This window comes from Aliiroseovarius sp. CAU 1755 (genome assembly GCF_054482655.1).
The window spans coordinates 1,212,761-1,235,003 of sequence record NZ_JBTLRH010000001.1 but is presented as its reverse complement, the minus strand read 5'-3'; the positions used below and the strand labels follow the sequence as shown (position 1 = coordinate 1,235,003).

At 59.4% G+C, this 22,243-nt stretch carries 23 protein-coding genes; 11 read left to right on the top strand and 12 right to left on the bottom strand.

All coding sequences use genetic code 11. The annotated features are described in order from the left end of the window. Positions 1–77: 77 nt before the first annotated feature. From pyrC to ACXYMP_RS06160, 7 genes are all read left to right on the top strand, one after another. Positions 78–1,118 carry a dihydroorotase gene (gene pyrC / locus ACXYMP_RS06190; protein WP_458905018.1) on the top strand — a complete coding sequence of 347 codons (1,041 nt, stop codon included), beginning with the start codon at positions 78–80 and terminating at the stop codon, positions 1,116–1,118. 24 nt (positions 1,119–1,142) lie between these two features. After that, the gene (locus ACXYMP_RS06185; RefSeq protein WP_458905016.1) at positions 1,143–1,823 is read left to right on the top strand and encodes an orotate phosphoribosyltransferase; all 681 of its coding nucleotides are present in this window, start codon (positions 1,143–1,145) and stop codon (positions 1,821–1,823) included. A gap of 146 nt (positions 1,824–1,969) precedes the next feature. Continuing rightward, positions 1,970–3,475: a replicative DNA helicase gene (locus tag ACXYMP_RS06180; RefSeq protein ID WP_298570276.1), complete on the top strand. Its 1,506-nt coding sequence runs from the start codon at positions 1,970–1,972 to the stop codon at positions 3,473–3,475. Positions 3,476–3,606: 131 nt separating this feature from the next. Continuing rightward, entirely contained in the window at positions 3,607–4,914 is a 1,308-nt protein-coding gene (gene purB / locus ACXYMP_RS06175) for an adenylosuccinate lyase (RefSeq protein ID WP_458905013.1), read from the top strand. A 75-nt stretch (positions 4,915–4,989) separates the two neighbouring features. Next, positions 4,990–5,151: a hypothetical protein gene (locus tag ACXYMP_RS06170; protein ID WP_298570294.1), complete on the top strand. Its 162-nt coding sequence runs from the start codon at positions 4,990–4,992 to the stop codon at positions 5,149–5,151. Positions 5,152–5,225: 74 nt separating this feature from the next. Continuing rightward, entirely contained in the window at positions 5,226–6,341 is a 1,116-nt protein-coding gene (locus tag ACXYMP_RS06165) for a flagellar motor switch protein FliG (protein ID WP_458905011.1), read from the top strand. A gap of 120 nt (positions 6,342–6,461) precedes the next feature. Continuing rightward, entirely contained in the window at positions 6,462–7,349 is an 888-nt protein-coding gene (locus tag ACXYMP_RS06160) for a lysophospholipid acyltransferase family protein (protein WP_298570310.1), read from the top strand. A 4-nt stretch (positions 7,350–7,353) separates the two neighbouring features. Here ACXYMP_RS06160 and ACXYMP_RS06155 read toward each other — a convergent pair whose 3' ends face one another. Further along, positions 7,354–8,088, bottom strand: coding sequence for a DUF1223 domain-containing protein (locus ACXYMP_RS06155; RefSeq protein ID WP_298570319.1), 735 nt, complete (start codon positions 8,086–8,088; stop codon positions 7,354–7,356). A 230-nt stretch (positions 8,089–8,318) separates the two neighbouring features. Here ACXYMP_RS06155 and acnA point away from each other — a divergent pair, with 230 nt between their 5' ends. Continuing rightward, positions 8,319–11,009: an aconitate hydratase AcnA gene (gene acnA, locus ACXYMP_RS06150; protein ID WP_458905008.1), complete on the top strand. Its 2,691-nt coding sequence runs from the start codon at positions 8,319–8,321 to the stop codon at positions 11,007–11,009. Positions 11,010–11,133: 124 nt separating this feature from the next. Then, a complete protein-coding gene (locus ACXYMP_RS06145; protein ID WP_298570337.1) occupies positions 11,134–11,334 on the top strand; it encodes a hypothetical protein in 201 nt (66 codons plus the stop codon). Positions 11,335–11,338: 4 nt separating this feature from the next. Here ACXYMP_RS06145 and ACXYMP_RS06140 read toward each other — a convergent pair whose 3' ends face one another. The 9 genes from ACXYMP_RS06140 to yajC form a co-directional block, all read right to left on the bottom strand. After that, a complete protein-coding gene (locus tag ACXYMP_RS06140) occupies positions 11,339–11,893 on the bottom strand; it encodes a DsbE family thiol:disulfide interchange protein (RefSeq protein WP_298570345.1) in 555 nt (184 codons plus the stop codon). Then, entirely contained in the window at positions 11,886–12,041 is a 156-nt protein-coding gene (locus ACXYMP_RS06135) for a heme exporter protein CcmD (RefSeq protein ID WP_298570354.1), read from the bottom strand. The genes ACXYMP_RS06140 and ACXYMP_RS06135 overlap by 8 nt, the downstream gene beginning before the upstream one ends. After that, positions 12,034–12,768: a heme ABC transporter permease gene (locus ACXYMP_RS06130; RefSeq protein ID WP_458905005.1), complete on the bottom strand. Its 735-nt coding sequence runs from the start codon at positions 12,766–12,768 to the stop codon at positions 12,034–12,036. The genes ACXYMP_RS06135 and ACXYMP_RS06130 overlap by 8 nt, the downstream gene beginning before the upstream one ends. A 51-nt stretch (positions 12,769–12,819) precedes the next feature. Beyond that, on the bottom strand, positions 12,820–13,476 hold the full coding sequence (gene ccmB, locus ACXYMP_RS06125) for a heme exporter protein CcmB (protein WP_298570373.1): 657 nt from the start codon (positions 13,474–13,476) through the stop codon (positions 12,820–12,822). Then, positions 13,473–14,114, bottom strand: a complete 642-nt coding sequence (gene ccmA / locus ACXYMP_RS06120; RefSeq protein WP_298570382.1) for a heme ABC exporter ATP-binding protein CcmA — start codon at positions 14,112–14,114, stop codon at positions 13,473–13,475. The genes ccmB and ccmA overlap by 4 nt, the downstream gene beginning before the upstream one ends. Positions 14,115–14,124: 10 nt before the next feature. Further along, complete coding sequence (locus ACXYMP_RS06115; protein ID WP_298570393.1) at positions 14,125–14,478, bottom strand: Mth938-like domain-containing protein; 354 nt, start codon at positions 14,476–14,478, stop codon at positions 14,125–14,127. Positions 14,479–14,507: 29 nt separating this feature from the next. Next, a complete protein-coding gene (locus ACXYMP_RS06110) occupies positions 14,508–15,263 on the bottom strand; it encodes a sulfite exporter TauE/SafE family protein (protein ID WP_458905002.1) in 756 nt (251 codons plus the stop codon). Beyond that, positions 15,256–17,886, bottom strand: a complete 2,631-nt coding sequence (gene secD / locus ACXYMP_RS06105) for a protein translocase subunit SecD (protein ID WP_458905000.1) — start codon at positions 17,884–17,886, stop codon at positions 15,256–15,258. The genes ACXYMP_RS06110 and secD overlap by 8 nt, the downstream gene beginning before the upstream one ends. Before the next feature lie 61 nt (positions 17,887–17,947). Then, the gene (yajC, locus tag ACXYMP_RS06100; RefSeq protein WP_298570428.1) at positions 17,948–18,277 is read right to left on the bottom strand and encodes a preprotein translocase subunit YajC; all 330 of its coding nucleotides are present in this window, start codon (positions 18,275–18,277) and stop codon (positions 17,948–17,950) included. 208 nt (positions 18,278–18,485) lie between these two features. Between yajC and ACXYMP_RS06095 the strand changes: the two genes are divergently transcribed. Together ACXYMP_RS06095 and serS are read left to right on the top strand one after the other, a co-directional pair. After that, positions 18,486–18,827 (top strand): cupin domain-containing protein, encoded by a 342-nt coding sequence (locus ACXYMP_RS06095; protein ID WP_458904998.1) that lies wholly within the window; start codon positions 18,486–18,488, stop codon positions 18,825–18,827. A 66-nt stretch (positions 18,828–18,893) separates the two neighbouring features. Beyond that, positions 18,894–20,186 (top strand): serine--tRNA ligase, encoded by a 1,293-nt coding sequence (serS, locus tag ACXYMP_RS06090; protein ID WP_458904996.1) that lies wholly within the window; start codon positions 18,894–18,896, stop codon positions 20,184–20,186. On the opposite strand, the gene ACXYMP_RS06085 is transcribed toward serS, so the two are convergent. Together ACXYMP_RS06085 and ACXYMP_RS06080 are read right to left on the bottom strand one after the other, a co-directional pair. After that, entirely contained in the window at positions 20,183–21,328 is a 1,146-nt protein-coding gene (locus ACXYMP_RS06085) for a DUF2235 domain-containing protein (RefSeq protein WP_458904994.1), read from the bottom strand. The two genes, serS and ACXYMP_RS06085, sit on opposite strands and share 4 nt — an antisense overlap. Before the next feature lie 73 nt (positions 21,329–21,401). After that, positions 21,402–22,229: an ATP-binding protein gene (locus ACXYMP_RS06080; RefSeq protein WP_458905332.1), complete on the bottom strand. Its 828-nt coding sequence runs from the start codon at positions 22,227–22,229 to the stop codon at positions 21,402–21,404. Between the last annotated feature and the right edge of the window lie 14 nt (positions 22,230–22,243).

The window sequence follows — 22,243 nt, the reverse complement described above, 5'->3', positions numbered from 1 at the left end:
AAGGATGGCCCACTGACCGGGTTGGTTGGTGCGAATCATCTGGCACGATGTCTGGGCCTGCGCTATGCCCTGTAGCGATGACCCAGACACTGACACTCCACCGCCCCGATGACTGGCACCTGCACTTGCGCGATGGCGCGATGCTGCACGCCGTCCTGCCTGAAACTGCACGTCATTTTGCGCGTGCGATCATCATGCCCAACCTTGTGCCCCCGGTGGTCACAAACGCGGACGCCAAGGCCTATCGCGACCGCATCATGGCCGCGCTGCCCGCCGACATGCGCTTTGAACCCTTGATGACGCTTTATCTGACCGAGGAGACAGACCCGGCAGATGTTGCCGCCGCGGCCGCCAGCGGCTTGGTGAAAGCGGTGAAGCTTTACCCGGCGGGCGCCACAACTAACTCGGCGTCCGGCGTGCAGGATTTTGACAAGGTGCGCCCGGTGCTTGAGAAGATGGCCGAGATCGGCCTGCCGCTCTGCGTCCACGGCGAAGTGACCGATAGCGAGATCGACATTTTCGACCGCGAGGCTGTTTTCATCGACCGCGTGCTGGATCCGATCCGCCGCGCCACCCCCGACCTGAAAGTGGTGATGGAGCATATCACCACCAAAGACGGCGCCGATTACGTCAAGGCGAATGACACCAATATCGGCGCCACCATCACGGTGCAGCACCTGATCCTGGACCGCAACGACATGCTGGTCGGTGGCATGCGTCCACACTATTACTGCCTGCCGATCCTGAAGCGCCGCGAACACCGCGAGGCCCTGTTGGTCGCGGCCATATCGGGCGACCCTCGCTTCTTTCTCGGCACCGACAGTGCGCCACACCCCACCCACGCCAAGGAAAGCGAATGCTGCTCGGCCGGGTGTTTCACCGCGCCAAACGCCATGTCGATCCTGGCCGAAACCTTCGAGGGCGCGGGCGCGCTGGACAAGCTCGAAGGCTTCACGTCGATCCACGGCCCGGCCTTCTATGGCCTTCCCGTGAACGAGGACATGATCACGCTCCGCAAGGGCGACCCGATCACCTATCCTGCCACGTTGCAGGCAGGCGAACACACCGTCACCACCTTCGACCCCGGTTTTCCGCTGCACTGGCGGGTCGAGGCCTGAACCACTGAACAAGGACCGCTGCCCATGATCCCTTCGACCTTCCCCACCAAGGATGAAATCGCCCGCCTGACCGCGCGGATGCTGTTGGAAATTGGGGCCGTGAACTTCAACACCGACGAGCCCTATACGCTCGCCTCTGGCCTGCCCAGCCCGTCCTATATCGACTGTCGTAAGCTGATCAGCTTCCCGCGCATCCGCTCGACCCTGATGGATTTCATGGCGGTCGAGATTATGCGCGAAGCGGGGTTCGAGGCGTTTGACAACATCGCCGGTGGCGAAACCGCGGGCATCCCCTTCGCGGCCATGGTCGCCGAACGCTTGGCCCTGCCCATGACCTATGTGCGCAAGAAGCCGAAGGGTTATGGCAAGAACGCCCGCATCGAAGGCGCGATGAGCGAAGGGCAGCGCGTGCTCTTGGTCGAAGACCTGACCACGGATGGCGGATCGAAGCTCAGCTTCGTCGATGCGATTCGCGACACGGGGGCCACCTGCGCGGCCACTGCCGTGATCTTCTATTACGACATTTTCCCCGAGACGGAAAAAACCCTTGGCGATCATGGCGTTCAACTGATCCACCTGTGCACATGGTGGGACGTTCTGACTGAGGCCAAGGCCCAAGGCACCTTTTCGACCGAGACTCTGGACGAGGTGGAACGCTTCCTGAAAGACCCCCGCGCCTGGCAAAAAGCGCGGATGCAGGGCTGACGAAACGCAACATCTGGAAATTCTCCTGCATGACCCCGCCATATATGGTAGGGTCGCGTTATCCACAGGATTCCCACAGGAACATACATTTTGCGTGGTCGCATCAGGGCGCGTAAAACATCCCCAACAAAAGGGGCAGTGAGCAGATGAACGAGATCAGTGGCTTTCAACAGGGTGACGCGTCGGGCAAGCCCGCGGAGTCCGATGGCGTGCAAGATGCCCTGCCCCATCACATCGAAGCCGAACAACAGCTTCTGGGCGCGATCCTGACGAACAACGACGTCTATGACCGTGTCGCCTCGATCATCAATGCGGGTCATTTCTATGAACCCGTGCATGCCCGCATCTGGGAAATCGCCGCCAGCCGGATTTCGAAAAACGCACTTGCCAGCCCGGTGACGCTGAAGGCGTTCATGGAAGATGACGAGGGCCTGAAGGAACTCGGCGGTCCCGCCTATCTGGCGCGTCTGGCCGGTGCTGCGATTTCCAGCTTCGCGGCCCGCGACTATGCGCAGATGATCTATGACCTTGCGATCCGTCGCGAGTTGATCCAGCTGGGTCAGGATATTTCGTCCAAGGCGCAGAAAGTCGACATATCGTCCGAGCCGAAAGAACAGATCGTTGAAGCCGAACAGGCGCTTTATAAGCTGGGCGAAGCGGGTCAAACCGACAGCGGATTTCAAAGCTTTCTGAAAGCCGTGACCGACGCGGTTCAGGTCGCCAATGCCGCCTATCAGCGCGAAGGTGGTCTGGCAGGCATTTCAACCGGATTGTCCGATCTGGACACCAAACTGGGCGGGTTGCACCCGTCGGACCTTCTGATCCTTGCGGGTCGTCCGTCTATGGGGAAAACCTCGCTTGCAACCAACATCGCGTTCAACGTGGCGAAGGCCTACAAGAAAGGCACGCGGCCTGACGGCAGTGACGGTGCGATTGATGGCGGCGTTGTCGGCTTTTTCTCGCTTGAGATGTCGGCCGAACAATTGGCAGGCCGTATTCTGGCCGAGGCGTCCGAAATCTCGTCCCACAAGATCCGTCAGGGTGACATGGACGAAGGCGAGTTTCGCCGGTTTGTCGATGCGGCAAAGGATTTGGAAAGCTGCCCGCTGTTCATTGATGACACGCCCGCGCTGCCGATCAGCCAGTTGGCCGCCCGTGCCCGCCGCCTGAAGCGGACACATGGTCTGGACCTTCTGATCATCGACTATTTGCAGCTGTGCCGTGGCACCGCCGAGAACCGGGTGAACGAGATCGCTGAAATCTCGATGGGCATGAAAGCCATCGCCAAGGAGCTGAACATCCCGGTCATCGCCTTGTCGCAGCTTAGCCGTCAGGTCGAAAGCCGCGATGACAAGCGGCCGCAACTGTCAGACCTGCGCGAATCCGGCTCGATCGAGCAGGACGCAGACGTGGTCATGTTCGTGTTCCGCGAAGAATATTATAAGGAACGTGAAAAGCCCGGCGATCATGAATTGGACCGCATGGCCGCATGGCAAGACGAAATGTCGAACCTGCACGGCAAGGCCGAAGTCATCATCGGCAAGCAGCGTCATGGCCCCATCGGCACTGTCGATCTGTCGTTCGAAGCGCAGTTCACCCGCTTCGGAAATCTTGTGCAGAAATGGCAGCAAGGGTCAGACAGCGGATTTTGATGGGCGGTTGCGACCGGTCTCGCCGCTAACATCACCCGAATCCGCATCGGCCCCCGCCCCTTCTCTTGTTTGCCGTGCCGCAGCGGTTTATGACCTGCGCGACTGCTCACCAACCGAAAAGGTCTGCCCGCATGATCCCTCGTTATTCCCGCCCCGATATGGTCGCCATCTGGTCGCCCGAAACCAAGTTCAAGATCTGGTACGAGATCGAGGCACATGCCTGCGACGCCATGGCCGATCTGGGCGTGATCCCACGCGAAAATGCCGACGCCGTATGGAAAGCCAAGGACGTGACATTCGACGTGGCGCGCATCGACGAGATCGAGGCCGAAACCAAGCACGACGTCATCGCCTTTCTGACCCACCTTGCAGAACATGTGGGCAGCGAAGAGGCGCGTTTTGTGCATCAGGGCATGACCTCGTCGGACGTTCTGGACACCTGCTTCAACGTGCAACTGGTGCGCGCAGCGGACATCCTGATCGAAGATACCAAAGCCTTGCTGGCCGCTCTGAAACGCCGCGCGCTTGAACACAAGGACACGATCCGCATCGGGCGCAGCCACGGCATCCACGCAGAACCCACCACCATGGGCCTGACCTTCGCGCGCTTCTATGCGGAAATGGACCGCAACCTGAACCGCCTGAAGAAAGCCCGGATGGAGGTCGCAACGGGCGCGATTTCCGGCGCTGTCGGCACATTCGCCAATATCGACCCCGCCGTGGAAGAACATGTCTGCGAAAAACTGGGGCTGGAGCCCGAGCCGATCTCGACCCAGGTCATCCCGCGCGACCGCCACGCGGCGTTCTTCGCAGCCCTTGGTGTCGTGGCGTCGTCAATTGAAAACGTCGCCACCGAGATCCGCCACATGCAGCGCACAGAGGTGCTGGAAGCGGCCGAGTTCTTCTCGATGGGCCAGAAGGGCTCGTCCGCGATGCCACACAAGAAAAACCCGGTTCTGACCGAGAACCTGACCGGTCTTGCTCGTTTGGTCCGTATGACCGTGGTGCCTGCGATGGAAAACGTGACGCTTTGGCACGAGCGCGACATCTCGCACAGCTCGGTCGAACGCAATATCGGGCCTGATGCCACGATCACGCTGGATTTCGCCTTGGCGCGGCTGACGTCGGTGATCGACAAGCTGTTGGTCTATCCCGAAAACATGATCGCCAACATGAACAAGTTCCCTGGTCTGGTCATGTCGCAGCGCGTGCTTTTGGCCCTGACCCAAGCTGGCGTGAACCGCGAAGACGCTTACCGCATGGTGCAGCGTAACGCATTGAAAGTCTGGGAAACCGGGTGCGATTTCAAGGGCGAACTATTGGCGGATGAAGACGTCGTCAAGGCGCTGGGTGTCGATGGAATCGAAGAAAAATTCGATCTTGGCTATCACACCAAACACGTCGACACGATTTTCAAACGCGTGTTCGGCGAGGACTGATCGGAACACGTGCGGCGCTCCATTTGGACGCGCGCGACATTCATGCTATCATGGGGCTTCCGAAAGGAGGCCCCAATGCGTTTCAAGACCCTTATCTGCGCACTCGTGCTGACCATTTTGCCAACGCTCTCCGTTGCAATGGGCTGCGAACGTGGCGAACACACAGCCGCAAGCTGTGACGCAGGTCAGACTTGGGATGACGCCACGCAAGCCTGCGTTGACGCCGTTTCAAGCTAAAATAGCGATGGCGGTAAGCCCGCCTTAACTCAACCGTGCCAATCTGGCCAAAACCAGATCAAAGAGGCCACGCGTTGACCGCACTGGATATCGCAAATACCGACATCATGTCGACAGACATGGGAATGTCGCCCAGTTCGTTTGACAGTTCAGACGGGTATCATGGCGCCGCTGGTCAATTGTCTGCTGTGCCTCCCGTCCTGTCCAGAAAACAGAAGGCCGCGATCATCGTGCGCTTGCTGTTGGCGGAAGGCGCGGCACTGTCGCTGCAAGATTTACCAGATGCGCTGCAAACCGAACTGATCCGACAAATGTCGAGCATGCGGTATATTGATCGCGCAACGCTGAAATCCGTTATCGACGAATTCGTGGTGGAGATTGAAAACATCGGTCTGGCCTTTCCCGGCGGGATTGAAGGCGCGTTGTCTATTCTTGATGGTGCAATCAGCCCCGCCACCGCCGCGCGCATGCGCAAAATGGCGGGCGTCAGACTGACAAGCGATCCATGGGCAACGATTGCTGGGTTGGATCCTGACCTTCTGTTGGGCGTCCTTGAACAAGAAAGCACCGAAATCGCAGCGGTGCTTTTGTCCAAGCTGAAAGTGTCCGTCGCGGCAGAGTTGCTGGGCAAACTGCCCGGACCACGCGCGCGCAAGGTCGCATATGCGGTATCGTTGACCGGCGCTATTGATCCTGAAGTGGTGGAAAAAATTGGTCGCGCGCTTGCCGAACAGCTTGACGCCCAACCCGCCAAAGCCTTCGAAGCGGGACCGGTCGAACGGGTTGGCGCGATCCTCAACTTCTCGCCCGCGGCAACGCGTGACGAGGTGCTTGACGGCCTTGATGCCGACGACAGCACCTTTGCCACAGCCGTGCGCAAAGCGATCTTCACATTTGCCAACATCCCGGCCCGCATTGACCCGCGCGATGTGCCTAAAATCACCAAGGATATTGATCAATCGGTTTTGATCACCGCTCTTGCTGCGGCCACCGGCAAGCTTGAAAGCGTTGCAGACTTTATCCTTGGTTCGATGTCCAAACGCATGTCGGAACAGATCCGTGAAGAAATGGACAATCTCGGCACGGTCAAAGCCGCCGAGGGTGAGGCCGCGATGGCTGCGATTGTCGCTCAGATCCGCGAACTTGAGGCTGCGGGCGAAGTGCTGTTGATCGCCGAAGATGAAGACTGAGCCATACGCATTTACCGTCGCGCCAAATGCTTGCGGGTCAGGCCCCGTGGCGCTATGTCTGGGCGCCTAGATTACCATGTGCGGTGATCACCCGGCATCGCACTTTGAAAGGCCGTCAGGATGGTGCAAGAAAAAAGGGGCGTCGTCCCCTATCTGACACATGTGGCGCTGGCCGGCGTCCTGAACCTGCCACGGCTGTTACCTTATCGCTGGCGGTTGCCGGTGGTGGGGTGGTTTGCGTCACGTGTCGTTGGCCCCATAGCTGGCTATGACAAACGCATTCGCCGCAACTTGGCACTTGCCTGCCCTGATCTGCCTGAACAGGACGTGACCAAGTTGGTGCGTGACGTTTTAACAAACACGGGCCGGTTTCTGGCTGAAATGTGGTCTGGCAACGCCTTCTACAAACATCTGGAGGGCACCAAGATGTCTGGTCCGGGTGTTGCTGCCCTGCAAGCCGCAAAAGACGCCGGTCGCCCGATCATCGCGATTTCAGGCCATTTCGGCAATTACGACGCCGCGCGCGCAGTTCTGATTCAGGCAGGTTACAATACCGGCGCCTTATATCGCCCGATGTCCAACGCCTATTTCAACGAAAGCTACAAGGCGCGTATGGAGGGGTTTGAAGGCAAGGCGTTTGAGCAATCGCGCCGCGGCATGGCTTCGATGGTTAAACATCTGCGTCAGGGCGGACTTCTGGCCATTTTGCTTGACCAACGTGAAGACCAGGGCGCACGCCTCAGCTTTTTTGGCCGCCCCGCAATGACGACCCTGGCTGTCGCTGAGATGGCGTTGAAATATGACACGCTGTTTGTCCCGGTCTTTGCGGTTCGCGACCCCAACGGCGTGGACTTTCAGATCCTGGTCGACAACCCGATTGAACACAGCGACGCCGAAACCATGATGCAAGACTTCAACGATCGGTTCGAGGCGCGTGTTCGCGAACACATGGACCAGTGGCTTTGGATTCACAACCGGTGGCAACTGCCCGAAGACACGAAAGCCTGAGCGCTCAATCCAACCGGATCGCGGCAAGGATCGGCCCCGGATAGCCGCCTTTGGTCTCCGACTGTAGCACCACCGCCGCATCTTGCCCGTCGGGGGCAACTGGCGTGGGCAGTTCAAATTCGACCGCCGATTTTCCATCCCAGCTTCCGAACGAACTTATGTCGGTCACCACATTGGTCGAGGTTATGGTGCGGCCTGCGTTTTCACCTCGTTTGATATCCACAGTGGCTTTCGGAATGAACCGCACCAGTTGGATGAAGAGCGCTGTTGGCAGGTTGCGGTGGGTCTGGCGTTCGACCCGCAATAGACGCGCACCATTGTCGCCCTTGATGACCTTCATCGCGACATTTTGCGCCCCGTCCTGATGGCGATGCAATATCTCCATGATCTGCATCACATGGCTCCCCACGACCTGATCAGCACCTCCGACCACCATTTGCGGCGTATAGATTGAACGGGTGCCGAACCCATAGGCGTAAGCCTTTTGCCGCAGAGTGTGTTCGGGGCGTGCGAATGTATCTTTCCAACCGATATAGTCCCAATAATCCACGTGCATGGCCAGCGGCAGGACGCCGTCATGTTCCGCCAATTCGCCCAGAAAGGCATCGGCGGGGGGGCAGGACGAACACCCTTGCGAGGTAAACAACTCGACGATCACGACCGGTCGGTCCTGCGCCATGGCGAATGTTCCAAAACTGATCGCTGCGCATATCGTCAAAACGGCGAGTGTTGCTCTCATCGGGTCTCTTTCTGCGTTGAACAGTTCTTAGATAGCGCGCCAACTGCCCACCCGCCAATCAAGGTTTTGCGAGGGGTTTGTTACAGTTTTCGCCGATAAGTCGCGATTGGGGTCGATTATTGGTGTGCAATAGTATACAAAAAGCCGGAATCTCCTTGCGTCGCACCCGTTTTTTGGGGCAAATGCAAGCCAGCCCAACCCTGTATCCTGACCAAAAGGGAGCCATTCCAATGACCATTATCGTAGGTTCTGACACCGCCAAGACGCGCAAGACGCTCAAGGCCGGTGGTTCATCTGTCGCTTATTATTCAATCCCCGCCGCCGAGGCTGCAGGCCTTGGCAACTTCTCGCGCCTTCCTGCCGCGCTGAAAGTCGTTCTGGAAAACATGCTGCGCTTTGAAGACGGTGGCCGCACCGTCAGCGTGGACGATATCAAGGCGTTCAGCGAATGGGCCGAAAAAGGTGGGAAGAACCCGCGCGAGATCGCATACCGCCCCGCCCGCGTTCTGATGCAGGACTTCACTGGCGTGCCTGCTGTTGTTGACCTTGCTGCGATGCGTGATGGCATCAAGGCGCTGGGTGGCGACGCCCAGATGATCAACCCGCTGAACCCGGTTGATCTGGTTATCGACCACTCGGTCATGATCGACGAATTCGGCAACCCGCGCGCGTTCCAGATGAACGTCGACCGCGAATACGAACGCAACCTTGAGCGTTACACCTTCCTGAAATGGGGTCAGTCGGCATTTAACAACTTCCGCGTTGTGCCTCCCGGCACCGGCATCTGTCACCAGGTGAACCTTGAGTATCTGTCACAGACCGTCTGGACAGACGAAGATCAGAACGGTGATCAAGTCGCTTATCCCGACACATTGGTCGGCACCGACAGCCACACCACCATGGTGAACGGTCTGGCCGTTCTGGGCTGGGGTGTTGGCGGTATCGAGGCCGAAGCCGCGATGCTGGGCCAACCGATTTCAATGCTGATCCCCGAAGTCGTCGGCTTCGAGCTGACCGGCGAGATGATGGAAGGCACCACCGGCACCGACCTTGTTCTGAAAGTCGTCGAAATGCTGCGCACCATGGGTGTTGTCGGCAAGTTCGTCGAATTCTATGGCGAAGGTCTGGACAAACTGCCGCTGGCCGACCGGGCAACCATCGCCAACATGGCGCCGGAATATGGCGCGACCTGTGGCTTCTTCCCGATTGACGGTGAGACCCTGCGTTACCTGCGCACCACGGGTCGCGACGAAGACCGCATCGCGCTGGTCGAAGCCTATGCCAAGGAAAACGGGTTCTGGCGTGATGCAGATTACGCGCCCATCTATACCGACACACTGTCGCTGGACATGGGCACCATCGTTCCTGCCATCTCGGGCCCGAAACGACCGCAGGACTATGTGCCGCTGACCAACGCCAAGCACGCTTTCCGCAAGGAAATGGAAGAAACCTTCAAGCGTCCCATGGGCAAGGAAGTCGCTGTCAAAGGCGAAGACTACACTATGGAATCGGGCAAGGTCGTGATCGCGTCGATCACCTCGTGCACAAACACCTCGAACCCCTACGTGATGATCGGCGCTGGCCTTGTGGCCCGCAAAGCCGCAGCACTTGGCATGGATCGCAAACCGTGGGTTAAAACCTCGCTGGCACCGGGAAGCCAGGTTGTGTCGGCGTATCTTGAGGCCGCAAACCTGCAAGAAGATCTGGACAAGATCGGCTTCAACCTTGTGGGCTATGGTTGCACCACCTGTATCGGTAACTCCGGTCCGATCCAGGCAGAGCTGTCCGAAGCGATTGCCGAAGGCGATCTGGTCGCAACATCGGTCTTGTCTGGCAACCGCAACTTCGAAGGTCGTATCTCGCCTGACGTGCGCGCCAACTATCTGGCCTCGCCACCGCTGGTCGTAGCCTATGCCTTGGCTGGCACCATGGATATTGATCTGACCACCGACGCTATTGGTCAGGACAAGGATGGCAATGATGTCTATCTGAAAGACATCTGGCCCTCGACACAAGAAGTGGCCGAACTGGTCGAACAAACCGTCACCCGCGAAGCGTTCCAGTCGAAATACGCTGACGTCTTCAAAGGCGATGAGAAGTGGCAATCGGTTGAGACCACGGGCGACGAAACCTATGACTGGCCGGCGTCCTCGACCTACATCCAGAACCCGCCCTATTTCCAAGGAATGTCGAAGGATGCTGGCGTGATCTCGGACATTGAAGGCGCGAAAGTGCTGGCCGTTCTGGGTGACATGATCACCACCGACCACATTTCGCCGGCCGGGTCTTTCCCTGTCTCGTCGCCCGCAGGTCAGTATCTGACCGAACGGCAGGTCGCCCCGCGCGAGTTTAACTCCTACGGGTCGCGTCGCGGCAACCACGAGATCATGATGCGCGGCACGTTTGCCAACATCCGCATCAAGAACGAGATGCTGGACGGCGTCGAAGGCGGCTATACCAAAGGCCCTGACGGTCAGCAGACGTCAATCTATGACGCCTCGATGGCTTATCAAGACGCTGGCACTCCGCTGGTCGTCTTTGGTGGCGAACAATATGGTGCAGGCTCATCGCGTGACTGGGCGGCCAAAGGCACAAGCCTTCTGGGCGTCAAGGCCGTGATCGCCGAAAGCTTCGAACGTATCCACCGCTCTAACCTGGTTGGCATGGGTGTGATCCCGTTCGAATTTACCGGCGGCGACACCCGCAAATCCTTGGGTCTGACCGGCGAAGAAACCGTTTCGATCAAAGGGTTGGCTGGCGATCTGAAACCCTTGTCGAACGTCCCTTGCGAGATCACATTTGCCGATGGTTCGGTGCAAGAGATCGAGCTGAAGTGCCGGATCGACACGGAAGTCGAGATTGAATACGTCGAGAACGGCGGTGTCTTGCACTACGTTCTGCGTAACCTCGCTAAGTCGTAAGCGCGATTGAACACAATAGAATGGGGCGGCCTTCGGGTCGTCCTTTTTTGTGTCACTCTGTGTCGGGGGCTGGTGCAAAGTCGGATACATAGTGTTTCCACACGGAACAGACCAAAGAAACGCGATGTTAATTGCTATCAGGTTTGATGAGCAGATGACCCAGAAATCGACCCCTACCCCGCCTTCGCCCTTGCCTGCCCGTCTGACGGAAACTGACATGGGCAGTTTTGTCGCCGGTGCACACCGGCGCAAACGACCGACGCCGCCTCTGGTCGAAGCGGCGGCGTTCTTGGCGTTCGTCGTGTTGTTGGTAACGGTCGGCTGACGGGTCAGCGCGCAGCGGCCTCGGCAATTGCCGGACGGATGACGCTTTCAAGAATGCTTTCGGTGATCGGCCCGGCAAAGCGTTTCACCACGGTGCCGTCGGCGGCAATAATGAACGTTTCCGGCACACCGTATAGGCCCCAGTCCAGACCCGTGCGCCCGTCTGCATCAGCCATCAGCTTGGCAAACGGGTCGCCCAGTTGCTCAAGAAAACGACGCGCGTTGGCCGGATCGTCCTTGTAGTTGATCCCGTTGATCACCACGCCCTCTTCGGCCAGCGTCTCCAACTGCGGGTGCTCAGCCCGGCAAGGTGCGCACCAGCTGGCCCAGAAATTCACCAGCTTCACACCACCATTGGTCAGGTCATCCTGAGTGAACCCCTCGGCCCCTTCGAACGCGGTCAGTTGCAACGCAGGCACCATGCCGCCTTCACGGGTCGAGGGCAGCGTATTTCTGTCCTCTTGCTTCATGCCCCACATGAACATGACCGCCAACCCGAGGAACAGCACCGGGGGCAGCAGCATAAACCACGAAATGCCTTTTTTCTTTTCTTCAGCCATTGTCAGATGCCCTTTTTTCCGCTGTTTCCAGCGCTCGTTTCACGGCAACCGATCGCCGCCACGTCACAAAAACCAATGCTGCAAGCAGGGCGATGGTCACGCCCCACGACGACAGGATCGCGCCTTCGTATTTGCCAAGCTCAAGCATCTTTCATCCTTTCACGGATCTCCAGGCGGTGCAGGCGCACCAAGCGCAGCTCGGTGCGGGTACGGATCAACACAAGGGCGACAAACAGCAAGACAAAGCCAGCGATGCACAAAAGCAGCGGCAGGTAGTAGACATCGGCCACGTGCTCTTCTTTGTCCACCGACAGCGAGGCGCCTTGGTGCAAGCCTTGGTTCCAGAAATTCACCGCATAGCGGCTGAGCAACGCAAAGACCGATCCGACCATACACAGGACCGAGGTCAGGTCCGCCGCCGTATCCGGGTCTTCGATCGCAGCCCACAGCGCCATGTAGCCAAGGTAGAACAAAAACAGGATCAAAAAGCTGGTCAGCCGCGGATCCCATGCCCAGTAGGTGCCCCACATCGGCTCGCCCCAGATCGCGCCGGTGATCAGCGCGATGACCGTCATGGTGACACCGATCAGCGCGGCGGCCTTGGCCGCCCGAACCGAGACATGGTGGCGACGGACGATCCAGATCAGTGAGGTGACCAGCATCATCGCCCAAATATTAATTGCCATCATTGCAGACGGCACATGGATATAGATGATCTTGACCGAGTTTCCGAAATTGACGGCTTCGGGGGTGAAAAAGAAGCCCCAGACCATGCCCGGCACCAAAGTCAACACGGCCAATGCAATCACCCACGGCAAAACCTTGCCGCTGAGCGCCATGAACTTAACCGGATTTGCGAATTCCCAAAGTGACATATGCTTCCTTTATTCGGTGGCGGTGATTGCTGCAAGCAAGGCGCGTTCACATTATCGAAGGTTGATGCGAAGTGCCGCAGCTGCGGCAAACGGTAAAAGGGCGATGGACCCGGCGGTGATCCCGGCCATCATCAAAAGCGGCGTCAGGGCCGACAGACCTGCTGTGCCGCGCGTCGCGGCCTCGGCGCCGAAAATCAGGGTCGGGATATAAAGCGGCAGCACCAGAAGCGACAGCAACAGCCCACCGCGTTTCAACCCAACGGTCAGGGCCGCGCCGAATGCACCGATCATCGACAGCGCGGGCGTGCCGATCAATAGCGTGACGAAGATCCAAAAATGCCCTGGCGATTGCAGGTTCATCAAGGCCCCAAAGGCGGGTGCAGCAAGGGTAAGTGGCAGACCGGTGACAAGCCAATGCGCCAGCGCCTTAATTGCAACCGTGCCCTCCATCGGGATCGGAGCGGTCGCCAGAAGGTCCAGCGACCCGTCTTCAAAATCCAACTGAAAGATGCGGTCGAGCGACAGCAGGCAGGCCAACAGCGCGCCCACCCACAGGATGCCGGGTGCGATCCGCGACAGGATTGCCGCTTCGGGCCCAACGCCAAATGGCACGAGGGTGGACACGATCAGGAAGAACGCCAAGCCCAGCCCAAAGCCCCCGCCTGCGCGCATCGCAAGTCGCATATCCCGGATCAACAGCGCGATCATAAGAAGGCCTCGTCGAAATCGGCATAGCCATCGCGATGCTGAACGTCCCGCCCGCGTTTGGGATCGGCGCGAAATGGACCGATATCCAAGGTGTCGGCATCGATCCCCAGATCAATGTGGGTGGCGATCAGAGCCGCCCCGCCTCCGGCGACATGGGCGCGCACTGCGTCGGCAAACAAGCCAACTGAAGCCACATCAAGCGATACCGTCGGTTCGTCCAAAAGCCATATCGGGCGCCCGGTGACCAAGAGGCGCGCCAACCCAAGGCGCCGTTTCTGACCGGCCGACAGGTTGGCCGAAGGGCGGTGTGTCAGGCCGCTCAGGTTAAAACCTTCGACCGCAGGCGCGATCGTGTCGATGCCATGGACAGACGCCCAGAATGTCAGGTTTTCCTCGACCGTCAGCGTGGCTTTCAACCCGTCGGCGTGGGCACCGTAGGTGATGTTTTCAGGGTCGGCGGAAATGGCACCTGCAATCGGCGGCTGCAGTCCGGCAAGGGTGCGTAAAAGCGTGGTTTTACCGGACCCGTTTGGCCCGCGCAGGATCAACACCTGACCGGGCGCGAGGGTGAAATTCAGCCCTTCAAGAACCGGCACGCCTCCGCGCGCAACAGACAGGTTTTCGACCTTCATCTTCATGAAAGAAGCCTTAGACCGGAAGGGCGGCCAGCGCAATGCGCCGCCCCTCGGCGACCAGCACATTATAGGTGCGGCAGGCCGGCGCAGAGGCCATGGCCTCGACCCCGATCCCGACTTCTTCCAAGGCTTCTCGAAAAGCTGCGGGCGGGTGGGCCGGGTCTGCACCGGTTCCAAAAAACAACACGTCGATCCGGCCCGCCATCGCCAGCAATGGCGCAAGGTCGTCGGGGCCGCTCCAGCTTTTCACTGTATCCTCGGTCAAAAGAATGCCGCCTTGTATCACGTCTCCCGCGACACGGAAAAAGCCGGGACCATAGCCGTCAACCGGTTGGGCGCTGTCATACTTGACTTCATGAAATTGCATGTCGGGTCCTTGTGATTGGGCGGGTTGGGTCAGAACAGGGCAGCGTAAAGCCCGGACAGGCTGGACGCCGCAATGATCAGATAAGCCACGTTACGATAGAGGGATTCGTATCCGGGGCGAAAGGCCGCGCCGCCGACAAGATTGCCCAATAGGTTGGGCAGCATGGCAATCAGCCCAAGAATCAACGGCAGACCCGCCAACCGTCCGGCAATGAAGACCCCCGCCAGCATCATCAGGTCGAAGAAAAAGAGATAGGCTGTCGTGTTCGCACGGATCACCCGCGCCGGATGGGAAGACGCCATGTAGAGCAGGATGACAGGCGGGCCGGGAATACCCGCGGCCCCGCCGAGCAACCCTGCAATGCCACCGGTGGACCAGACGACGGGCGGCGTGACTTCTCCGCCATATCGCTTTCCCGTCATCAGGGCTGCGAGCATGATCAGGCTGATCACGGACACCGCCAGCTTGAACCACTGGGGATCGACGGCGAACAGCGCCAATAGCCCCAAAGGCAGGGCCAGCGCGGTGGCCAATACCAGTCTCAGTAAATCTTTGGGGTGTCCGTCTTTCAGGGCGCGCGGGATCGCGGGAGCAGGTCCAGCCAGATCCATCACAATCAGCACCGTGACCGCCCAAACGGGATCTATGATCTGGGCCGCCACCGGCAGAAAGATCAAGGCCGTGCCGAACCCGACAAACCCACGCACCAGCCCGGCGACAAATGCTATGATGACAAGCCAGCCAAGCCCCGGCAGCGCCAGGGCTTGCGCCAGTAAGTCAGGCATCTACGTCTGAGAACTGGTTGCCTGCGTTCGCATCAGGCTTGGACCAGTCGCGCTTCACGCCCAGCTTCAACAGAATTGCCGATGCAATGAAGATCGACGAATAGGTCCCCACGATCACACCCCAGATCATCGCAAAAACGAAGCCTCGGATCACGTCTCCGCCCAGAACATAGAGCGCGATCAATGCCAACAACGTCGTGACAGAGGTCATCATCGTGCGCGACAGTGTTTCGTTGATCGACAGGTTCAGAACCTCTTTCAGGTCCATCTTTTTGTAGCGGCGCAGGTTCTCGCGCACACGGTCAAAGACAACCACAGTGTCGTTCAGCGAATAACCGACGATGGTCAGAAGCGCCGCAATGATTGCAAGGTCGAACTTGATTCCCAGAAGGCTGAAAACACCAATAGTCAGCACGACGTCATGCACAAGCGAGATTACCGCGCCCAGACTGAACTGCCATTCGAACCTGAGCCAGATATACACCAGCACCGCAGCGAGGGCTGAAATCACGGACAGAATAGCCGTGGTCACCAGCTCGCCCGACACCTTCGGACCAACGCTTTCCACGCTGGGGAAGGTGATCGCAGGATCGACCGCTATCAATGCCTGCTCGATGACCTCGATGGTCTCGGGCGTGATGGCTTCTTGCCCTTCTTGCGCCTCGATGCGGATCTGGGCCACGTGTTGGTCGTCGGCAAAGTTCACGTCGAAAACTTGCGCGATCGAGATATCGCCCAACCCCAGCGGCGCCAATGCGTCGCGATACACCCCGACATCCACAGCCTGTGTGCTTTCGGTTCGGATGGTCGTGCCGCCGCGGAAGTCGATCCCGAAGTTCAGACCGACAATCAGGAACAGCAAAACAGAGGCCACCATCGCCAAACCCGAAGCCCCGAGCGTTGTGACGGAAGTGCGGAAAAAATCGAACACCCGGTTTTGCGGCGCCAAGCGTATGCCCTTGATTTCAAGCTCGCGCGGGCGCTTGCGTTCAAACCACATCAAAAGCATCAGCCGGGTCAGGAAAATCGCTGTGAATACCGAGGTCAAAATCCCCAGCCCCAGCGTGATCGAGAAACCGCGCACCGGGCCGGACCCCATGATAAACAGGATCACGGCTGTGATGAAGGTAGTGATATTGGCGTCCAGAATGGCGGACAGTGCCTTTTCATAACCAAGTTCGATGGCGCGCGCGGGACCTCGCCCGGATTTCAGCTCTTCTCGGATACGTTCAAACACCAGCACGTTGGCGTCCACAGCCATCCCGATGGTCAACACGATCCCGGCGATCCCCGGCAGGGTCAGCGTGGCCCCGATCATCGACAACAGGCCGAAAATCATTCCCACGTTGAGGATCAGCGCCACATTGGCAATCACGCCAAACCAGCCATAGGCCAGCCCCATAAAGACCAGCACGCCAAGAAACGCGACGAGCGAGGCGACCTTGCCAGCATCAATGCTGTCTTGCCCAAGCTCTGGCCCGATGGTGCGTTCTTCGACATAGGTCAATTCCGCCGGCAGGGCGCCTGCGCGCAGAAGAACCGCGAGGTTCGTCGATTCATCAATCGAGAAATTCCCGGTGATGATCCCCGACCCGCCACAAATCTGTTCGTTGATGCGTGGGGCAGAGATGACCTCGGCGTCCAGAACGATCGCGAAGGGGGCGCCGACATTGGCGCCGGTATAGTCGCAGAATTTGCGCGCGCCGGACACGTTGAACCGGAAATTCACGGCCGGTTGGCCGTTCTGGTCAAAGGCCGGTTGCGCGTCGTTCAGTTCTTCCCCGGTAACGACGGGGGTTTTTTCCAGCTCATAGAACACGCCGCTTTCGTCAAGCGAGGGGTAGATCACATTGCGCGGCCCCGGTGTCGCGCCCGCGTCCGTGGTACGGCCGACCACGGGGTGAAATGTCAGCTTGGCGGTCTTGCCAATGATCTCTTTCAGCTCTGACGCACTGCCGATGCCCGGCACTTGGATCAGGATGCGGGTGTCGCCCTGCCGCTGGATGGTCGGTTCGCGGGTGCCGACCTCGTCCACGCGGCGGCGAATGATTTCAAGCGATTGCAGAATGGTGCGGTCATCGGTTGCAACGCGTTCCGCCTCGGACAGAGTCACGACAAGCTCGCCCTCGCGACCTGCTGCCACCTCGATATCCGTCGATCCGACGCCGGACAGGCTGACAACCGGCTGGGCCAGCGTTTGCACCAGTTCGATGGCACGGGGCAGCCCATCAGGCTGAGAAACCTTGACGCGCAATTCTTGTGGGGCGCTGTCTTGCCGGCGAATGGTGCCGACCGTAGCGCGTTCTTCGCGCAACACGTCGCGCACCTCGGGCCAAAGCGCATCCATCCGCGCGCCATAGACATCTTCGACCTGAACCTCGGCCAGCAGATGCGCGCCCCCGCGCAGGTCGAGCCCAAGGTTCACAAGACTGTTTGGCGCCCAGTCGGGCCATGCACTGCGATCGGCCTCAAGCTCGGGTGTGGTCCCGGTGGCTTCGATGGCCTTGACCGCATCATTGTGCACTTCGACCCGGTCATAGAACCCGTTCGGTGCCGCAAAATAGAGGCCAAGGACCGTCAGCCCCCAGATCACAAGACGTTTCCAAGTTGCGATTTGCAGCATGAGCCCCTGCCCTATAAGTCTTTGATGTCGTGATGGTTTGGCGGGTTCAACCGCCGATACGTCAGCTTTCGACGGGCTCGGTCTTGCCCATGACTTTGACGATCGTCGACCGCACGGCGCGCACCTTTACGCCCGTCGCGATTTCAACTTCGACCTCGGTGTCGTCTTTGACCTTCACGACTTTGCCGATCAATCCGCCCTGGGTGACCACTTGGTCGCCTTTGCGCAGCGCCGCCAACATCGCCTGATGTTCTTTCATCTTCTTTTGCTGCGGGCGGATCATGAAGAAATACATGATCGCAAAGACGAGCAACATTGGCACCAGCATCGAATTCAGAAGGCCCCCGGCGGGGGCGCCTGCGGCCTGTGCAAAAGCAGGTGTGGCAAACATAGGGATATCCTTTTTCCAAGGGCTCAAAGCCCAAACTCGCGCGCACACTATATGCGGGCCTTGGGGTTGTCCAGCAACCGAAAGGGGCGCAAATCCATTGTCTTTGTCGATTTTCCGAGCGACCTCTGGAGGACTGCGCCGCTCTGTGCAACGATCGCGGCGAAATGGACGGCGGCAAAACCTGGTCGCGACAACAAAGGGCAGTTAGATGAGCGTTTTAGCAGTTAATGTGGACAAAACCGGTCCGGCCGAAATCGACCACCCCGCGGCAGAGAAGCTCGTTTCCGGCGACCCGGTGTTCACCACCTGGAACATCGAGGAGCGGGACGGGCTATTTGCTGGCATCTGGCAATCAACGCCGGGCAAGTGGCATGTGCAGTATGACGAATGGGAATATTTCTCGATTCTCGAAGGGCATTCCATCCTAACGGATTCAGGCGGTGTCGAAACGCATCTGAAGTCCGGTGACCGTATGATCCTGCGTCCCGGCTTCAGTGGCACATGGGAGGTTTTGGAAACCACGGTGAAAGATTACGTGATCCGCCTATAGGCAAGGGGCTTCCCCCCTGCGCAAGCTTCTGGCATATGCCGGGCATCAGAAACGAGGAAGCACCCCATGCATGATATTCGTCAGATCCGCGACACCCCTGAAGCCTTCGACGCCGCCATGGCCCGTCGGGGTCTGTCGCCCGTGTCGGGCAAGATCCTTGCATTGGACGAAGCGCGACGCGCCTCAATCCTGGCGGCCGAGACTGCACAGGCAGATGCCAACAAGGCAGCAAAAGCTGTGGGCGCGGCAAAGGCCTCTGGGGACGATGCGGAGTTTGAACGCTTGCGCGCGCTGGTGGCCGAAAAGAAATCCGAGATCGCGCAGCTGAACGACGCGGCAAAGGAAAAAGATGCACAGCTGAATGCGTTGTTGATGGAACTGCCCAACATCGTCGCGCAGGATGTGCCGGACGGCGTGGACGAAGACGACAACGTCGAAATCAAGCGTTGGGGCACCCCGCGCGTGTTCGATTTTGCCCCCAAGGAGCATTACGACCTGCCCGCCGCCCAAGACGGTCTGGACTTCGAGACGGCGGCCAAGCTGTCGGGGTCGCGCTTTGTCGTGCTGTCGGGCGCCATCGCGCGGCTGCATCGGGCCTTAGCGCAATTCATGCTGGATGTGCATGTGACCGAAAACGGCCTGACCGAGACGTGGACCCCGGTGCTGGTCAAGGAAGACATGATGTATGGCACCGGCCAACTGCCCAAGTTCGGCGAGGACAGCTATCAGACCACCAACGGGTGGTGGCTGGTGCCCACCGCCGAAGTGCCGCTGACCAATATCGTGAACGGGCTGACGATCGACGAAAGCTATCTGCCACGTCGCTATGTGGCGCATACTCAATGCTTCCGTTCGGAAGCGGGCAGCGCGGGGCGTGATACGGCCGGGATGCTGCGTCAGCACCAGTTCGAGAAGGTCGAAATGGTGTCGGTGACCCGCCCCGAAGACAGTGACGACGAACATCAGCGTATGACCAACTGCGCCGAAGGTATTCTGGAACGGCTGGGCCTGCCCTATCGCACCGTGGTGCTTTGCACGGGCGATATCGGCTTCGGTGCGATCCGCACCCATGACATCGAGGTCTGGTTGCCCGGCCAGAACACCTATCGTGAAATAAGCTCGGTTTCGACATGCGGAGACTTTCAGGCGCGCCGCATGAACGGACGGTTCAAACGCGACAGTGGCGGCAAACCTGAGTTTGTGCACACGCTGAACGGGTCAGGTCTGGCCGTCGGACGCGCCCTGATCGCCGTTCTGGAAAACGGGCAAGAAGCCGATGGGTCCGTCACGCTTCCCGACGTGCTGCGCCCCTATCTGGGTGGTGCGACGCATATCGGCGCAGACGGCACGCTGGCCTAGTCGATGATCTCGTCCAGAAGTGGATCAAGGGTGCGCGGGCGGTAATCCGTTTTGCGCACCCGGTCCTGAGCCGCGCCACTGACCTGAGACAGAAAGACCTCGCCGGTGTCGGGGTGGGTCTGTAATGGTCTGTCGCGCAGCAAGCGCCCCCACAGGTTGCGCCACGAGGGATGGCGCGCGGCCCCTTTGTCGTCCGCGCCAATATCCGCCAGCATCAGCAGAGGTGACAGCCGACGGGCGTCGAAATCCAGGTCGCGCTCCTGTGCGCCTGCGACGATCCAAGCGGTCGGAAAGGCCGACAAAGCGGGCACTCGACCGCTGCCCCCGACAATGCCGTGATTGCCCGCAAACCAAAGCTGTTGATACAGCGACGTGGGTCCGGTGACCTCTTCGTTCAGGGCATCAAGATTGGCCCAAAGCGCCGGCGGAAAATGCCGGCGTCGTTCATCAATGGCCACCGCGTGGCGCGCGGCCCCCACAGATCGGGACAGATCGGCATCGTGAAACGCGTAATGTGCGTTGAACACCCGCGCGACCAGGCCAAGAAAGCTGGGCAAGCCAAGCGCGCCCACTGTGTCCCAGACCCCTAGATAGGTGATCTGCAACAGCGTGCTGTCCAACCCACGCGCCCGGCGCCAGTCAAGATCCGCGTCGCTGGTCGCGGTGTCGGGTGACAGCGCCGCCCGCTTGCGCAGAGATTGTTCGCTATCGGGCCGCGACGTCCGGCCTTCGCGGGCGCGATACATCGCCATCGCCTCGGGAATGCGGTCTGTGCAATTGCTGGGCGGGATCCCGGCGGTGCGGATCAATCCGGCCAACGACCGCGCCGTATAAGCGCCGCGCGAAAAGCCAAAAATGTAGATCTGATCGCCCGGTTCATAGGTGAAAATGAGGTTGCGATAGGCATCTAGGATCCGATCGTCCAACCCCCAGCCCAAAGCGCCCCCCATGAACCTGTCCAGCCACCGCGACAACCGCGTCACGCCCTGGCCAATGCCCACACCGGGCAGGTAATGCACAACCTGCGTGGTCCCATCGCGCGCCGTTGGGCGCACAGCTTGCGCCAATCGCACCACGTGGGTGGGGGTCCGGGCATCTGACCGGTTCCAGGTTCCGTCACAGAAGATTGCGATGCGTTTCATCTGCACTCCGGTGGTTTAGGGGGTATCAGATACCCTTTGGGGCGATGGACCTGCAAAGGTCCCCGCGCCCGCATCAGTCGATTTGGGTGCCTTGACGGCCCGCAAGGTCGGTAAAATACTGCCACGCCACGCGGCCGGACCGTGCCCCGCGCGTCGCTTGCCATTCAATTGCTTCGGCGCGCATCGTGTCGTCGTCAATCACCACGCCATAGGCATCGCAATAGCCGCGGATCATCGCAAGGTATTCATCCTGATCGCAGGGGTGGAAACCAAGCCACAACCCGAAACGGTCGGACAGAGACACCTTTTCCTCGACCGCCTCGGACGGGTTGATCGCGGACGAGCGCTCGTTTTCGATCATGTCGCGCGGCATCAGGTGGCGACGGTTCGACGTGGCATAGAACACCACATTCTCGGGTCGCCCTTCGATCCCGCCATCCAACACCGCCTTCAGGCTTTTGTAATGCTGGTCGTCATGGCTGAAGCTCAGGTCATCGCAAAACAGCAAGAACCGGTGCGGGGCATCGCGCAGAAGCGCCAAAAGCCGGCCAACCGAAGGCAAGTCCTCGCGCTGCAATTCCACAATTTTCAACGCTTCGCCCTGTTTCAGAACTTCGGCGTGGACCGCTTTGACAAGGCTGGATTTTCCCATACCCCGTGCACCCCACAAAAGGGCGTTGTTGGCGGGCAGGCCACGGGCAAATTGCAACGTGTTTTCCAACAAGGTGTCACGTGAGCGATTGACTCCGATCAAAAGCTCGATGGCCACGCGGTTCACATTGGGCACAGCCACCAACCGGTCCGGCGCAGTGTGCCAGACAAAAGCGTCAGCGGTCGAAAAGTCGGGGGCCGATAGCGGGGCGGGCGACATGCGCTCCAACGCCTCGGCGATACGTGTCATCAGATCGAAATCGC

Excerpts from the sequence above, each read along its gene's own strand:
- pyrC (WP_458905018.1), top strand. The coding sequence starts at position 78 with ATGACCCAGACACTGACACTCCACCGCCCCGATGACTGGCACCTGCAC.
- ACXYMP_RS06185 (WP_458905016.1), top strand. The coding sequence starts at position 1,143 with ATGATCCCTTCGACCTTCCCCACCAAGGATGAAATCGCCCGCCTGACC.
- ACXYMP_RS06180 (WP_298570276.1), top strand. The coding sequence starts at position 1,970 with ATGAACGAGATCAGTGGCTTTCAACAGGGTGACGCGTCGGGCAAGCCC.
- purB (WP_458905013.1), top strand. The coding sequence starts at position 3,607 with ATGATCCCTCGTTATTCCCGCCCCGATATGGTCGCCATCTGGTCGCCC.
- ACXYMP_RS06170 (WP_298570294.1), top strand. The coding sequence starts at position 4,990 with ATGCGTTTCAAGACCCTTATCTGCGCACTCGTGCTGACCATTTTGCCA.
- ACXYMP_RS06160 (WP_298570310.1), top strand. The coding sequence starts at position 6,462 with ATGGTGCAAGAAAAAAGGGGCGTCGTCCCCTATCTGACACATGTGGCG.
- ACXYMP_RS06155 (WP_298570319.1), bottom strand. The coding sequence starts at position 8,088 with ATGAGAGCAACACTCGCCGTTTTGACGATATGCGCAGCGATCAGTTTT.
- acnA (WP_458905008.1), top strand. The coding sequence starts at position 8,319 with ATGACCATTATCGTAGGTTCTGACACCGCCAAGACGCGCAAGACGCTC.
- ACXYMP_RS06145 (WP_298570337.1), top strand. The coding sequence starts at position 11,134 with ATGTTAATTGCTATCAGGTTTGATGAGCAGATGACCCAGAAATCGACC.
- ACXYMP_RS06140 (WP_298570345.1), bottom strand. The coding sequence starts at position 11,893 with ATGGCTGAAGAAAAGAAAAAAGGCATTTCGTGGTTTATGCTGCTGCCC.
- ACXYMP_RS06135 (WP_298570354.1), bottom strand. The coding sequence starts at position 12,041 with ATGCTTGAGCTTGGCAAATACGAAGGCGCGATCCTGTCGTCGTGGGGC.
- ACXYMP_RS06130 (WP_458905005.1), bottom strand. The coding sequence starts at position 12,768 with ATGTCACTTTGGGAATTCGCAAATCCGGTTAAGTTCATGGCGCTCAGC.
- ccmB (WP_298570373.1), bottom strand. The coding sequence starts at position 13,476 with ATGATCGCGCTGTTGATCCGGGATATGCGACTTGCGATGCGCGCAGGC.
- ccmA (WP_298570382.1), bottom strand. The coding sequence starts at position 14,114 with ATGAAGATGAAGGTCGAAAACCTGTCTGTTGCGCGCGGAGGCGTGCCG.
- ACXYMP_RS06115 (WP_298570393.1), bottom strand. The coding sequence starts at position 14,478 with ATGCAATTTCATGAAGTCAAGTATGACAGCGCCCAACCGGTTGACGGC.
- ACXYMP_RS06110 (WP_458905002.1), bottom strand. The coding sequence starts at position 15,263 with ATGCCTGACTTACTGGCGCAAGCCCTGGCGCTGCCGGGGCTTGGCTGG.
- secD (WP_458905000.1), bottom strand. The coding sequence starts at position 17,886 with ATGCTGCAAATCGCAACTTGGAAACGTCTTGTGATCTGGGGGCTGACG.
- yajC (WP_298570428.1), bottom strand. The coding sequence starts at position 18,277 with ATGTTTGCCACACCTGCTTTTGCACAGGCCGCAGGCGCCCCCGCCGGG.
- ACXYMP_RS06095 (WP_458904998.1), top strand. The coding sequence starts at position 18,486 with ATGAGCGTTTTAGCAGTTAATGTGGACAAAACCGGTCCGGCCGAAATC.
- serS (WP_458904996.1), top strand. The coding sequence starts at position 18,894 with ATGCATGATATTCGTCAGATCCGCGACACCCCTGAAGCCTTCGACGCC.
- ACXYMP_RS06085 (WP_458904994.1), bottom strand. The coding sequence starts at position 21,328 with ATGAAACGCATCGCAATCTTCTGTGACGGAACCTGGAACCGGTCAGAT.
- ACXYMP_RS06080 (WP_458905332.1), bottom strand. The coding sequence starts at position 22,229 with ATGACACGTATCGCCGAGGCGTTGGAGCGCATGTCGCCCGCCCCGCTA.